Source organism: Nocardia sp. NPDC005998, from assembly GCF_040614395.1.
Classification (GTDB): domain Bacteria; phylum Actinomycetota; class Actinomycetes; order Mycobacteriales; family Mycobacteriaceae; genus Nocardia.
Window position 1 is genome coordinate 52,568 of sequence record NZ_JBEXUI010000002.1, and the last position, 12,714, is coordinate 65,281.

Consider the following 12,714-nt stretch of genomic DNA (forward strand, 5'->3'; position numbering starts at 1 on the left):
TGCCGAGGGCGGATTTGCCGCGGTGATATCGATGCGGACCGAACCGTCGATGTCGAATGTCGCTGCGCCGCAGTGGGTTTCAGCGGTCGAGGGATCGGATGGCTCGGTTGAGGTCCGTGTGGAGGCCATCGACGGCGGCGCGGGCGTCGGCGATGGCCTCGCGCCGGGCGGCGAGAGCGGTCGGGGTGTAGTTTTTCGCCGCGGCCTTGCGCTCCAGTTCGGTGGCGGATCGGTCGAGTCGGCGGTGGGCCGCGGTGACGCGGTCGGCGGCCGCAGTTAGGGCGGGGACGACCTTATCGGTGCGGCCCGCGACAGTGCTGAGATCGCCGCCGGATACGCCGAGGCCCGCACGGACCGCTCGGACCGGCAGTACCAGTTGACGGTGCAGGATTTCGGCGGTGTTGGTTTCCATGTCGAACCTCTCGGTGATCGTTGCCTGCCGCGTCCTTCGTGGCATGGGCGCAACAGTGCCGACCGCCGCTGACACCGCGCTGACACCGCGGCGGATTCGCTAACCGCGCAGGCGGTCGACCAGGGGGAGGCCCAGGTCGGCGAGGAGGTTCTCGACGCGGGCGGCGATATCGTCACGAATGGGGCGGACCTCGTCGATACCGAGGCCTGCCGGGTCTTCGATGATCCATTCGTCGTAGCGGGGACCGGGGACGCGCGGGCAGATGTCGCCGCAGCCCATGCTGACAATGACGTCGGCGGCGCGGATGATTTCGTCGGTCCAGGGCTTGGGGTATTCGTCGGCGATATCGATGCCGACTTCGGCCATCGCCTCGACCGCGGCCGGGTTCAGGGCCGCGCCCGATTCGGAACCGCCGGACCAGGCGATCGCTCGACCCTGCGCCAGCTGGGTGAACATGCCCAGTGCCAGCTGCGAACGTCCGGCATTATCGGTGCACAGGAACAACACGGTCGGCTTGGATTCGGCGACCTTGCCCTGCACCTTCGCCAGCGCGGACAGCCGCTGCCGGCCGAAGCGTTCGGCCAGCGTCGGCAGATATAACTTCACCGTGGAGCGAGCGACAAAATCGTCATAGGAGTCGTAGAGGTAGCGGTGCACCGTTTCGAAGTCGAACATGGTCGCGAACTCGCCCTGCAACCGGTCCTCGGCACTCGCGAGGGCCGCCTCGTCGTCGAGTTCGAGCAGGCGGTAGTGCGGCGTCACAGCGGCGATTGAGCGTTCGGTCGCATCCGGCTGTTCAGACTGAGACATTGCTCCAGCCTGACAGCCGGTCGAATGCCCGCCAAGCGAACATTCCGTTAACCGGCTCGAACCAACTACGGAGCGGAGTACAGTCCCTGCGCCAGAACCGGCCATGAGGTGTGCAGATCCTCCTGCCAGTAGCCCCAGGAATGGGTGCCGCTGTCCCGGTAGACGAAGGTGGCGGGGATCCCGAGCTGGTCGAGCCGGTTCTGCAAATTGTGCGTCGACCAGTTGACCCCGGCCTCGATCGCCGCGCCGACCGCGACCGTCTGCGCATTGTCCTCGGGCTTCTCCAGCCGGAATTTACCGCCCGGCTGGTCGTAGACACCGGGGATGCCATTTCCGGTGGAAACGAAAAGGTTTGGTCCACGCAGCTTTTCGGCATTGCGAATGGGATCGTTCGCGGCCCAGAGCGGACTATCGGACGGACCCCACATGTTTCGCGTATCGCCACCGCCGTAGGTCTCCACGGTCACTTTGACCATGCGCTGACCGATCGGGTCACTGGTCTGGGCGATCCCGCTGTAGACCGCGACGCTCCGGTAGAGGCCGGGCTTGGCAATTGCGAAATTGAGCACCGAGGTGCCCGCCATCGACAGTCCCGCAATGGCATTGACACCATTCGTGCCGAGCGCGGTATCGATCAACGACGGCAGCTCCTCGGTGAAGAAGGTCACCCATTTATTGGTGCCGAGCACCGGATCCGGCGCGATCCAATCCGCGTAGAAGCTCCAGTGCCCGCCGATGACATTGACCACATTGACGTTCTTGTCCGACAGGAACTCCATTGCGTCGGTATTGCGCTTCCACGACGCATCGTCCTGCCCGCCGCCAGCACCGTTCAGCAGATAGAGCGTCGGGCGCGGCACCGAGGTATCGGTCGGTCGCAGCACATCGACCGGGATCGTCGAATTCATCGCGGCGGAATGGATGTAGAGCCGAACGTTGCGGGCGTCCTTGGCCTCGACCTTCTCGATGAACGAACCATCCGGCGACTGCACCGATGACGGCAGCACAATGGCGGGCTGCGTCGATCCCGTTCCGGAGCCCGTATTCGGCTCCGCATGCGCGGGAATCGCACCGAGACCGAGCAATACCGCAATCGCCGCCAGCACCACGCGTTTCGTTGGACGGTTCAACACCCATTCCTTCGTTCGGGCCCGGACCCGAATACCCATCGGCCCGACCAGTTGATCGAGAACCGGACCAGCCTCGTTACGACAACCTGTCGTCGGACGGCCGAAACTGTTGCGCGGCTGGCTGATTGAACCCGATGCCGCGGGCTGCCGTCGAGCCCCCGGTTCCATTGGCTCGACCGGCAACACTTGCCCTCGAATCATGGGATGAACCCATATATGCTCCGGTGCGAGAAATGGATCGGAGGTCCCACGATGACCAGGCGTGGCTGGGTGTTGTTCTTGGCAATGGGCGTCATCTGGGGCGTGCCCTACGCCATGATCCGGATCGCCGTCGAGGATTTCGACCCGATCGCGGTGGCGTTCGGCCGGACCTTCCTCGGCGCGCTGATCCTGCTGCCGATTGCGCTCTACACCAAGGCGCTGGCACCGGTATTCCGCCGCTGGCGTCCGCTGCTGCTGTACACCCTGGTCGAGATCACCGGCCCGTGGCTGCTCATCGGCTTCGCCGAGACCACATTGAACAGTTCGACGGTCGGCCTGCTGATCGCCGCGGTACCGCTGATCGCGGTGGTCATCGTGACCAAACTCGGGCACGACCGCTTCGACGCGCGCCGCACCGTCGGCCTGATCGTCGGCTTCGCCGGGGTGGCGGCGCTGGTCGGCTTCGATATCGACCTGACCCAGCCCGCGGCCATCGGCGCGATCGGGCTGACCACCATCGGATATGCCGTCGGCCCGATCATTATCAATCGCGCACTCGCCGACCTGCCGCCGCTCGGGGTGGTCACCGGATCACTGATCCTCGCGGCGGTGATCTACGCACCGTTCGCGGCATGGCGCTGGCCGGCACACTTCACCGCCGACGCGTCGTGGTCGGTGCTCGGCCTCGCCGTCATCTGCACGGCCGCGGCGTTCCTGGTCTTCTTCGCGCTGATCAGCGAGGTCGGCCCGGCCCGCGCCACCGTCATCACCTATATCAATCCGGCAGTCGCCATCCTGCTCGGGGTGACCCTGCTGGACGAGCCGCTGACCATCGGCATGGGCATCGGATTCCCGCTGGTCATCCTCGGCTCGATACTCGGCACCGCGCGCGCCCGCGCCGTCGAGCAGCCGGTTTCGACGCCGGTACCGCAATCGCCGAGTCAGGTGTGAGTCCAGCGCTCATTCGGTGCGAATCACCTCTGTCGCGCCCGCACTGAAGGTCAGACCCGCACCGCCGATGATCTTCATCAGCACATCGCGCAGCCGAACCACTTCGGCCGCACCGATTATCGCGTCGAGATGTGCGTCGAATCGCGCGACCACATCGAGTCCGGCCGCCAGCACGGACCGGCCCAGCGGAGTCAGGCGCACCAGCCGTGCGCGCCGATCGGTCGGGTCGGGAGCCACCTCGACATAACCGCGCGATTCCAGGTGCCGCACGAGTTCGCCCATCGCCTGTTTGGTCATGCCCGCCCGCGTCGCCAGGTCGATCAGCCGGGTGCCCTCGGGATCGATCACCTGGAATACCGGCGTGTGCGCGGCGCGCAGGTCGGTGAATCCGGCCGCGGCCAAACCCGCATCCAGTTCGGCCGCAAGCGTTCTCGCCGCGGCGCTGAGCAGATTCCCGAGTGGCGGCGGTCGATCGGCCAGCGGATTAGTCAGGCTCTTGACCATTCTTCGACTCCTTCGTACCTTTAGTCAGGGACCTTACTACTTTGGATGGTGCACATGACTGGACAGGCTGTCGTCGGGCTCTCGGCCCTGGCCCTGGTGATCGAATCCGGCTGGCTGATATTCGCGGACGGATCCGTTGGATCGATCACCGCCGGCGTTCTGGTGAGCGTCGCGGTGCTGACCGTGAGCGCGGCCCGATTCGTGGCCATCGATACCGCGGTGCGAATCCTGTTGGGCGCCTTGTTCGCCGGATCGGTCGCGGACCGGTTCGGACTACTCGGCGCGCCGGGCACGAAAGACGTTTCCTGGGGCAGCTATTCGGCGTTCGTCGACTACACCCGGACCTTGGTACCCCGCGCACTGGATTGGTCGGTACCAACCCTCGCCGCCGTCGCGACGGCGCTGGAAACCCTGATCGCCATCGGGATGATCCTCGGCATCGCGGCGAAATCCACCGCACGCCTCGCGACCGCGGTGCTGATCGCCTTCGCGGCGGCGATGTGGACATCGGTGGGTTTCGATGAAATGTCTTCCTACGGTGTGCTCGTCGTCGCGGGCGGCACCGCGATACTCGGCACCTGCGATACCGCGCTGCGACTCGACCACCTGCTGCGCCGTCTGCCGTCGCGGCGCCCCGCGGTGGAATGATGGCCGGATGGCACGCACCGATTACGCCGATGTGGCGCAGACCCGCACCGCCTACGACGACCTCGCGGACCAATACGCCGAGCTCGTCATCGGGCACCTCGAGTCCCAGCCCTTCGACCGCGCCATGCTCGGCGTATTCGCGGAACTGGTGCGGGCCAACGGTTCTGGTCGGGTCGCCGACCTCGGCTGTGGCGAGGGCCGACTCTCCGCGCACCTGGCGGCGCTCGGACTGGATATCTTCGGCATCGACCTGTCACCGCGGCTGATCGCACTGGCGCGAGCGCGATATCCGGAACTGACCTTCGGCGAGGGTTCGCTCGAACACCTCGACCTCGCCGACGGTACCCTCGCGGGCGTCCTCGCGTGGTACTCGTTCATCCATCTGCCACCCGAGCGGATTCCCGCGGTGTTGGCGGAGTTCCATCGGGTACTCGAAAACGGAGGGCACGCGCTGCTCGGCTTCCAAGCCGCCGCTGTCGAGGATGTGGAACCGTACGACCACAAGGTGATTCGCTCCTACCGCTGGTCGCCCGATCGGCTCGCCGCGCTGGCCGACCAGGCCGGTTTCACGGCGACCGCCCGGCTGGTACGGGAACCGGATCCCGGCGAGCGGGGTAGCCAGGGCTACTTGCTGCTGGTCAAGGATCACTGATTCGGCGGACGCCGATCCGGACCTTTCAGTAAGGTTGAGGCCACCGCGCAGGGGACATGGCTGCGCGAGCCCTTCCGACATCGTGGTCGATACCTCTTGCTCGAGACCTGCACACCACACCGTCGTCAGGGGGCGACTCACCAATGGAGCTCATTTCTCCGATCGATGCCGTATTTCTGCTGGCCGAATCCCGCGAGCACCCAATGCATGTCGGTTCACTGCAGCTGTTCGAGACGCCGGAAGACGCCGGACCCGACTACGCCCAGGTAGTTCACGAGAAGTTGTTGGCGGACACCGAATTCCACCCCACCTTCCGCAAACGACCGGCGAGTTGGCTCGGCACACCGCAGCTGGCGTGGACGCAGGCCGAAGACGTCGAACTCGCCTATCATCTGCGCCGGTCGGCGCTGCCGAGTCCGGGGCGCTTCGACCAATTGCTCGAGCTGGCCTCCGAGCTGCACAGCGCCCTGCTCGACCGGCACCGCCCGCTGTGGGAGATCCACCTGGTGGAGGGGCTGAGCGACGGCCGCTTCGCCATCTACTCGAAGATGCACCACGCGCTGATCGACGGTGTCGCCGCGCAGCGGCTGTTGCAGCGCACACTCACCGACGACCCCGCGGCGAACGAAATGCGCGTGCCATGGAATCTGCCTCGTTCGCGGCGTGCGCCCGAGCCGTCCGGATCCCTGTTCGGCGGGATCGCGCGAAATCTCTTGTCGGCGGCCAATTCCGCTCCGGCCGTACTGCGGGCGGCCCGCGCCGCGCTGCTGCAACAGCAGCTGACCATGCCGTTCGATGCGCCGCGCTCGATGTTCAATGTGCCGATCGGCGGCGCCCGGCGCTGCGCGGTGCGGTCCTGGCCGCTGGAACGCGTCAAACAGGTCAAGAAGGCCACCGGCACCACCGTCAATGATGTGGTGCTCACGATGTCGGCCGGTGCGCTGCGCGAGTACCTGATCGAACAGCATGCGCTGCCCGACAAGCCATTGATCGCCATGGTCCCGATCTCGCTGCGGGCCGATGACGATACCGCCGAGACCAGCGGCGTGAAGGTCGGCGCGATCCTGTGCAACCTCGGCACCGATATCGCCGATCCGATCGAACGGCTGCGCGTGGTGAGCGAATCGATGCGCCGCAGCAAAGAGGTCTACAACGCGCTCTCGCCGATACAGACGATGGCACTGTCCGGCCTGATGCTCAGCCCGCTGGCCCTGACCTTCCTACCGGGCATGCTGTCGCTGGCCAATCCGCCGTTCAATATCGTCATCTCCAATGTCCCCGGTCCCAAGGATCCGCAGTACTGGAACGGCGCCCGCCTCGACGCCTCCTACCCGATGTCGATCCCGTTCGACGGACAGACCGTGAACATCACCCTCACCACCAATGGCGACAACCTGGACTTCGGACTCGTCGGCTGCCGCCGCAGCGTGCCGCGCCTGCACAGCCTGTTGGACCACCTGGAGAACTCACTCACCGACCTGGAACAGGCGGCCGTCTGAAACGGCTATCCCTAAAGAAACTAGAACGTGTTACATTCGATTTCAGGCGCCCGCGCCTGCTGACCAAGCCGTCATCGCGTCATGGCGATATCTGCGGTAGGCGGTCGAATCGGCGGCGCGGGCCAGCGACCAAATATGTAACCCGTTCCAGCACTCCTCGGCCGGTCGCTCCGGCTGCGGGGCGAGTAGGGAGACCAGCACGCCATGCGTACCGAAATCTGCGACCGGCTGGGGATCGAATTCCCCATTTTCGCCTTCACCCATTGCCGCGATGTGGCGGCCGCGGTCAGCAATGCCGGTGGTCTCGGCGTGCTCGGTGCGGTCGGCTTCACCGCCGAACAACTGGAGGTCGAACTCGCGTGGCTCGATGAGCATGTGCACGGCGTCTACGGTGTCGACCTCGTCATTCCGTCCAAATACGAGGGCAAGGGCATCGACGATCTGACCCCGGAACAGTTGGAAGCCAAACTGGCGGAACTGGTTCCGCAGGGCCACCGGGATTTCGCGGAGAAGATCCTCAATGACCACAATGTGCCGCACCTGCCCGAAGAGGAGCATCACAACCAGCTGCTCGGCTGGACCGCGACGACCGTCGCACCGCAGATCGAGGTGATCCTGCGCCATCCCAAGGCCAAGCTGGTCGCCAATGCCCTTGGCACCCCGCCAGACGATGTGATCAAGCAGATCCAGGATTCCGGGCGCCTCATCGGCGCGCTCTGCGGGTCGGTCAAGCACGCGCTCAACCACAAGCGGGCCGGGCTGGACTTCGTGGTCATGCAGGGCACCGAAGGCGGCGGCCACTGCGGTGAGATCTCCTCGCTGGTGCTCTGGCCGCAGGTGATCGATGCGATCGGCGATATGCCAGCGCTGGCCGCCGGTGGTGTCGGCAATGGCCGTCAGGTCGCCGCGGCCATGGCAATGGGCGCGGCGGGCGCGTGGACCGGCTCGCTGTGGCTGACCGTCGAGGAGGCGAATGTGCCGCCCGCGCAGATGCAGACCTATATCGATGCCTCCAGCCACGACACCGTGCGGTCGCGGTCCTGGACCGGCAAGCCGTGCCGCATGCTCAAGAACGACTGGACCGAGGCCTGGGAGGCGCCGGAGACTCCGGACCCGCTGCCCATGCCGCTGCAGATGATGGTTGCCCTGGACGGCGTCAAGCGCGGACACCGCTACCCGGAAGCGGCCAAGGACGTGAACTTCAACCCGGTCGGCCAGGTCGTCGGCATGATGAACAAGGTGGAGCGCTCCGCCGATGTGATCGCGCGGCTGATCAACGAGTACGTGGAAGCGTGTGACCGCCTGAACAAGCTCAATAGCGAGCTCTAGCAGTCGGATCGGTGCCGTCGCCCTAGCGCTCGAGCCGGGGCGACGTGCCACCTCCGCGTGATCGTCGCGAACGCGAGCAATGCTGCGTCGCCACAGGAATGCGGCGTCGAGCAGCACACCCGCCTGATCGCGATCGCCATTGCACTCCACCCGTTCGCGCCCGGGTTCGCCGGATACGCTCCGCCGAAGAACAGCGCGGTGATCGCCAGCACGGCATGGCTACCGCGGTAGCCCATCGCTGTAAGGCAATGGGTTTCGATTCAGCTCGATAGCGCCGCCCCTATTGCCGCATCCGATCCTGCCGCGGCAGGCACCCCGGGCCGAATCCGATGGGCGCGCAGGTGCAGCCAGCGATCGCATGGCGTCCGCCTCCCGCCCGTCGGGGCGACGGGTGATCAGGTCGCCGAGAAGTCGTATCGCACGCCGGTGAGCTGTTCACTGAGCCGCCACAGCCTGCGCGCGGTCCAGCGGCTGTGGGCCATGGGATTGCGCGGAGCCCGCCGTGGATATCCCGCCAGTTCGAATCCCGGTCCCACATAGGAGTTTCCGCGCAGATCCGGCACCGTCGCGGCATATAGCTGCGGCAGCGCGCCCATCCGGTCGGACTGGGCGATCGCGAACAGGATCGTCTGCGGGATCGCCGCCAAGAGGCCGCCCACCCCCTTCTCACCGTTGCGGTCGTAGAGATGGGTCGCCGATAGACCCGGATGTGCAGCAACGGCGTGCAGGGCGGTCCCGGCCGCACGGGCCCGGCGATCGAGTTCGGCGGTGAAGAGCAGATTGGCCAGTTTGGACTGGCAGTAGGCGGGCCAGCGCAGGTAGAGCCGCTCCCAGTTGGGATCGAGCCAGTTGATCGCGCCACCCCATGCAGCGACCGAGGATACGGTCACCACCCGCGGCCGTTCGGCCCGCAGGAGTGCGGGCAGGATGGCGCCGGTGAAGGCGAAGTGCCCGAGGTGGTTCGTGCCGAATTGGGCATCGAAACCGTCGGCGGTGCGCGAGCGCGGCACCGCCATGACGCCCGCATTATTGATCAGCAGATCGACCCGGTCGATGGAGTCGTTTATCTTTGCCGCGGCCTGTCGGACCGAAGCCAGATCGGCCAGATCCAGCTGCAGTACTTCGGGTTTCGGCCCGGCGGCGATCGCGGTGACGGCATCCAGCGCGGCGGTCGCCTTCACTTGGTTTCGGCAGGCCAGCAGCACATGGGCGCCCTTGGCCGCCAATGCCTCGGCGGTACGCAGGCCGAGACCGCTGTTCGCGCCGGTGACCAGCACGGTCCTTCCGGACTGATCCGCGATATCGGCAATGGTCCAGCGGCGCGGCAGGATCGGTATGGAGGTCACAGAGCACTCCCGGTCATTCGCGGAAAGGGAATCGGTTCGCAGCCTAAGCCGCCTCGTCGTTGTGCGCGGCGCACCCTCACCGATGCCTGCCGCGGCAACCGGCGCATCCTCGGATTCGGTGACACGCTCCCGTCAATGGGTGCCCAGCAGTTCGGCGAGCATCGTATCGGCGCCCGGTTGATCGACGAGTCAGTGATCTCACCGCGTGGCACGCCCGTCATGATGGCGCGCTTCCCCGAGCATGCCCATCCTTTACTGCCATGGTGTTCTCCTGTCCGCGCACCATCTACCCTAAAATGTCTCAGACAACTAATAGCTCGGGTGATCTTGCCCAGCTGCCACGACACCGCACTCCTCGGGCGGCATCGAGCGCAGTTGGGCCAGCAATGGCTCAGACAGTGGAATCGGAGGAGCCGGGGCGATCAGGCCGTCGCCGCGTGCGCCGCATCCTCATGGCCGTCGGCCGCGGTGTCGAGCAGCTCCTCGAAGCGGGCGATCACCTTCTCGTGGTACAGCCCGAACAGATCCTCGAACAGCGCGAGCTGCGCATCGGACGGACCGGAACCGGAGTCCCATACCGCGACCAGCGCACGCCATACCAATACATGCAGATCGGCAGCGCCCGCGAAGAAGGCCTCGACGGCCTCGGGAACGTCGAGCACCATCTCCCCGATGGAGTTCACGATCGCACGCTGCATACTCAGTCCGAGCGCGGTGAGCAGGCGGCGGACCAGTCCGACCTCGATGGCCAGAATCTGACGGAAGTCGGGAACCTCCTGTCGGGCAAGCGATTCCAGTTCATCGATCTCGGCCTTGAGTTCGGCCGGGTCGATCTCCTGTTCGCTGCCGGTGTAGGCGAGCAGCGCCTCCATGACGATGCCGCGCTCCACCTCGACGATGTCGCGGAACATCTCGATGGCCACATCCGGCATCGGAATCGAGAAACGGAAGAGGTGCCGATACACATCGATGCCGCCCGCCTCACGGACATCACGGATGGTGAACCCCTTGCCGCGTCGCGCCTCGACGAATCCATACGATTCCAGCCGACCGAGGGTCAGCTGTGCGGTCGCGCGGTTCATCTCGAACTCCTCCGCGACCTGCCGGACCGACGGCATCAAATCCCCTGGCTGATACTCCCCCGCGGCAACCCGGCGTGCCAGCTCATCGGCAACGTCGGCGACTACCGTCTGGGATCCCATCGAGATGCCACCTTTCGACTCGGTTCCGAATACGTCCCAGACAGTCTAAGCCCTCCTGTGCGAGACTGCACCTGAGTAACAGTCGTCAGCGTGCGGTGTGAGGTGAGTCATGACCATTCAGCGTGGCAGCGGTCGGCCGACCGAGGGTTCGACCACTAGACGCGCACGCCTGTTCGCGGCGAATCCCCACGGCAAACCCCCAGTTCACACGGCAGTTCGCAATGCCAAACTGGCGGCAATTCCGGTCGCCTTCGCGGGTCGGCAGGCCGCGGGCGTCGGGAAGCGCGCGATGGGCAGATCGGCCGGTGAGGTCGATCGCGAAATTCAAATGCGCACCGCCCAGCACATTTTCGAGGTACTCGGCGAGCTGAAGGGCTGCGCAACGAAACTCGGTCAGCTGCTCGCCATTTACGAACTCGCACTGCCGCGGGAGCTCGCCGAGCCGTACAAGATCGCGCTGAGCCAATTGCAGGATTCCGCGCCCGCGATGCTGCCGCGCTCGGTGCACGCGGCGATGGCCGCCAGTATGGGGGAGAACTGGCGTTGGCACTTCCGGGAATTCGACGATCGGCGCGCGGCCGCGGCATCGCTGGGGCAGGTGCACCGCGCGGTCTGGCGCGACGGCACACCTGTCGCGGTGAAGGTGATGTATCCCGGCGGTAGGCAGGCGGTCGCGAACGACCTGGACCAGCTGCGCCGCATGTCCACGCTGGCAACGGTTTTCGTGCCCGGCGCCGACGTCAAGGGAGTGACCGAGGCGATCTGCGCCTGCGTGCTCGACGAACTCGACTACGCCGCCGAGGCCGACCATCAGCGGGCCTTCGCAGCGGCCTATGCCGACGATCCGGATTTCTATATTCCGCGCGTGGTCGAGCAGCGCGGCGATGTGCTCATCACCGAATGGCTCGACGGCACACCGCTGCCGCGCATTGTCGCCGCAGGTACGCGCGCCGAACGTGATCGGGTGGGCATGCAGCTGGTCCGGTTCATGGCCTCCAGCTGGATCCGCAGCGGTCTGCTCTACGGCGATCCGCATCCGGGCAATTTCCGGGTGCTGCCGGACGGGCGACTCGGCATCGTCGACTTCGGGGCATGTACGCCGTGGCCCGCGGAGGGTTTCGAGGAGTGGGCGTTCGACTATTGCGATGCGTTGTTCAACGGCGGGCCAACGGATCTGGAGGCGGCGGCCCGACGGCACGGCTTCTGCGAACCGAGTCGCACACTCGATGCCGAGGACCTGTTCAACATGATGGTGCCGTGCATCGAACCCTTCCAGCACCCGACCTATCGGTTCACCACGCGCTGGCTGCGCAAACAGGTATTGCGCGTGACGAACCCGCGGCTGTCCAACGCGCTACGGCAGGCGACCATGCCCGCGCACTACACACCGTTCGCACGCTCGATGCTCACGCTGGTCGGCGCGATCGGCCAGTTGGAGACCGAGGGCTCGTTCCGCGACGAGGTCGGCCGCTGGCATCCGACGCTGCACGAGTTGGTCACCCGGCCCGCCGAGGAGGGTGCGGCACCGGTCGACCTGGCGGTGGCGCGGCGCAAGCGAGCCGAGCAGGCCGCGCGACATATATCGGTCGGCTGATCCATAACGACGCCCTGACCTGCCCGGACACGCTGCCCGGCAACCTGGGACATGACGTCTCAGACAGTTCTGTCGTCGCTTCTGTAGATGATCATCAGGACGACGAGCAGCCATGGGCTCAGATCAGCGCGCCAACCACTCTCGCCAGCACAGACCGATGAGTGCGACCAACTCGTCATAACCGGCCCGCATCCGAATGCGCGCCGCCACCCGCGCATCCACACCGCGCTGTCGCGCAACCGAACGACGAGCAGCCATGGGCTCAGATCAGCGCGCCAACCACTCTCGCCAGACCGATGAGTGCGACCAACTCGTCATAACCGGCCCGCATCCGAATGCGCGCCGCCACCCGCGCGCACCTCGCGCATCCACACCGCGCTGTCGCGCAACCGAACGACGAGCAGCCATGGGCTCAGATCAGCGCGCCAACCACTCT

General features: G+C 65.9%; 14 protein-coding genes. 7 read left to right on the forward strand and 7 right to left on the reverse strand.

The features are described from left to right. Positions 1 to 79: 79 nt before the first annotated feature. The 3 genes from ABZ293_RS03865 to ABZ293_RS03875 form a co-directional block, all read right to left on the reverse strand. On the reverse strand, positions 80 to 412 hold the full coding sequence (locus ABZ293_RS03865) for a hypothetical protein (protein ID WP_355177196.1): 333 nt from the start codon (positions 410 to 412) through the stop codon (positions 80 to 82). A 99-nt stretch (positions 413 to 511) separates the two neighbouring features. Then, entirely contained in the window at positions 512 to 1,222 is a 711-nt protein-coding gene (locus ABZ293_RS03870; RefSeq protein ID WP_355177197.1) for an arsenate reductase ArsC, read from the reverse strand. Positions 1,223 to 1,287: 65 nt separating this feature from the next. Then, positions 1,288 to 2,232 carry an alpha/beta hydrolase family protein gene (locus ABZ293_RS03875; protein WP_355177825.1) on the reverse strand — a complete coding sequence of 315 codons (945 nt, stop codon included), beginning with the start codon at positions 2,230 to 2,232 and terminating at the stop codon, positions 1,288 to 1,290. A 372-nt stretch (positions 2,233 to 2,604) separates the two neighbouring features. On the opposite strand from ABZ293_RS03875, the gene ABZ293_RS03880 reads away from it, so the two are divergent. Next, positions 2,605 to 3,504: a DMT family transporter gene (locus tag ABZ293_RS03880; protein ID WP_355177198.1), complete on the forward strand. Its 900-nt coding sequence runs from the start codon at positions 2,605 to 2,607 to the stop codon at positions 3,502 to 3,504. A gap of 9 nt (positions 3,505 to 3,513) precedes the next feature. Here the strand turns inward: ABZ293_RS03880 and ABZ293_RS03885 are convergent, their stop codons facing one another. Continuing rightward, complete coding sequence (locus ABZ293_RS03885; RefSeq protein WP_355177199.1) at positions 3,514 to 4,008, reverse strand: MarR family transcriptional regulator; 495 nt, start codon at positions 4,006 to 4,008, stop codon at positions 3,514 to 3,516. A gap of 54 nt (positions 4,009 to 4,062) precedes the next feature. On the opposite strand from ABZ293_RS03885, the gene ABZ293_RS03890 reads away from it, so the two are divergent. The 5 genes from ABZ293_RS03890 (at position 4,063) to ABZ293_RS03910 (ending at position 8,367) form a co-directional block, all read left to right on the forward strand. Then, the gene (locus tag ABZ293_RS03890) at positions 4,063 to 4,656 is read left to right on the forward strand and encodes a hypothetical protein (RefSeq protein ID WP_355177200.1); all 594 of its coding nucleotides are present in this window, start codon (positions 4,063 to 4,065) and stop codon (positions 4,654 to 4,656) included. A gap of 7 nt (positions 4,657 to 4,663) precedes the next feature. After that, on the forward strand, positions 4,664 to 5,308 hold the full coding sequence (locus tag ABZ293_RS03895; RefSeq protein WP_355177201.1) for a methyltransferase domain-containing protein: 645 nt from the start codon (positions 4,664 to 4,666) through the stop codon (positions 5,306 to 5,308). 143 nt (positions 5,309 to 5,451) lie between these two features. Continuing rightward, positions 5,452 to 6,807 (forward strand): wax ester/triacylglycerol synthase family O-acyltransferase, encoded by a 1,356-nt coding sequence (locus ABZ293_RS03900; RefSeq protein ID WP_355177202.1) that lies wholly within the window; start codon positions 5,452 to 5,454, stop codon positions 6,805 to 6,807. Between the two features lie 204 nt (positions 6,808 to 7,011). Beyond that, the gene (locus ABZ293_RS03905; RefSeq protein WP_355177203.1) at positions 7,012 to 8,136 is read left to right on the forward strand and encodes a nitronate monooxygenase family protein; all 1,125 of its coding nucleotides are present in this window, start codon (positions 7,012 to 7,014) and stop codon (positions 8,134 to 8,136) included. Between the two features lie 57 nt (positions 8,137 to 8,193). After that, positions 8,194 to 8,367, forward strand: a complete 174-nt coding sequence (locus tag ABZ293_RS03910) for a hypothetical protein (RefSeq protein WP_355177204.1) — start codon at positions 8,194 to 8,196, stop codon at positions 8,365 to 8,367. A gap of 164 nt (positions 8,368 to 8,531) precedes the next feature. Here ABZ293_RS03910 and ABZ293_RS03915 read toward each other — a convergent pair whose 3' ends face one another. Further along, positions 8,532 to 9,464, reverse strand: a complete 933-nt coding sequence (locus ABZ293_RS03915; RefSeq protein WP_355177827.1) for an oxidoreductase — start codon at positions 9,462 to 9,464, stop codon at positions 8,532 to 8,534. A 440-nt stretch (positions 9,465 to 9,904) separates the two neighbouring features. Then, the gene (locus tag ABZ293_RS03920) at positions 9,905 to 10,684 is read right to left on the reverse strand and encodes a GntR family transcriptional regulator (RefSeq protein WP_355177205.1); all 780 of its coding nucleotides are present in this window, start codon (positions 10,682 to 10,684) and stop codon (positions 9,905 to 9,907) included. Positions 10,685 to 10,793: 109 nt separating this feature from the next. Here ABZ293_RS03920 and ABZ293_RS03925 point away from each other — a divergent pair, with 109 nt between their 5' ends. After that, positions 10,794 to 12,278, forward strand: coding sequence for an AarF/ABC1/UbiB kinase family protein (locus ABZ293_RS03925; protein ID WP_355177206.1), 1,485 nt, complete (start codon positions 10,794 to 10,796; stop codon positions 12,276 to 12,278). A gap of 123 nt (positions 12,279 to 12,401) precedes the next feature. Here ABZ293_RS03925 and ABZ293_RS03930 read toward each other — a convergent pair whose 3' ends face one another. Next, on the reverse strand, positions 12,402 to 12,536 hold the full coding sequence (locus ABZ293_RS03930; RefSeq protein ID WP_355177207.1) for a hypothetical protein: 135 nt from the start codon (positions 12,534 to 12,536) through the stop codon (positions 12,402 to 12,404). Between the last annotated feature and the right edge of the window lie 178 nt (positions 12,537 to 12,714).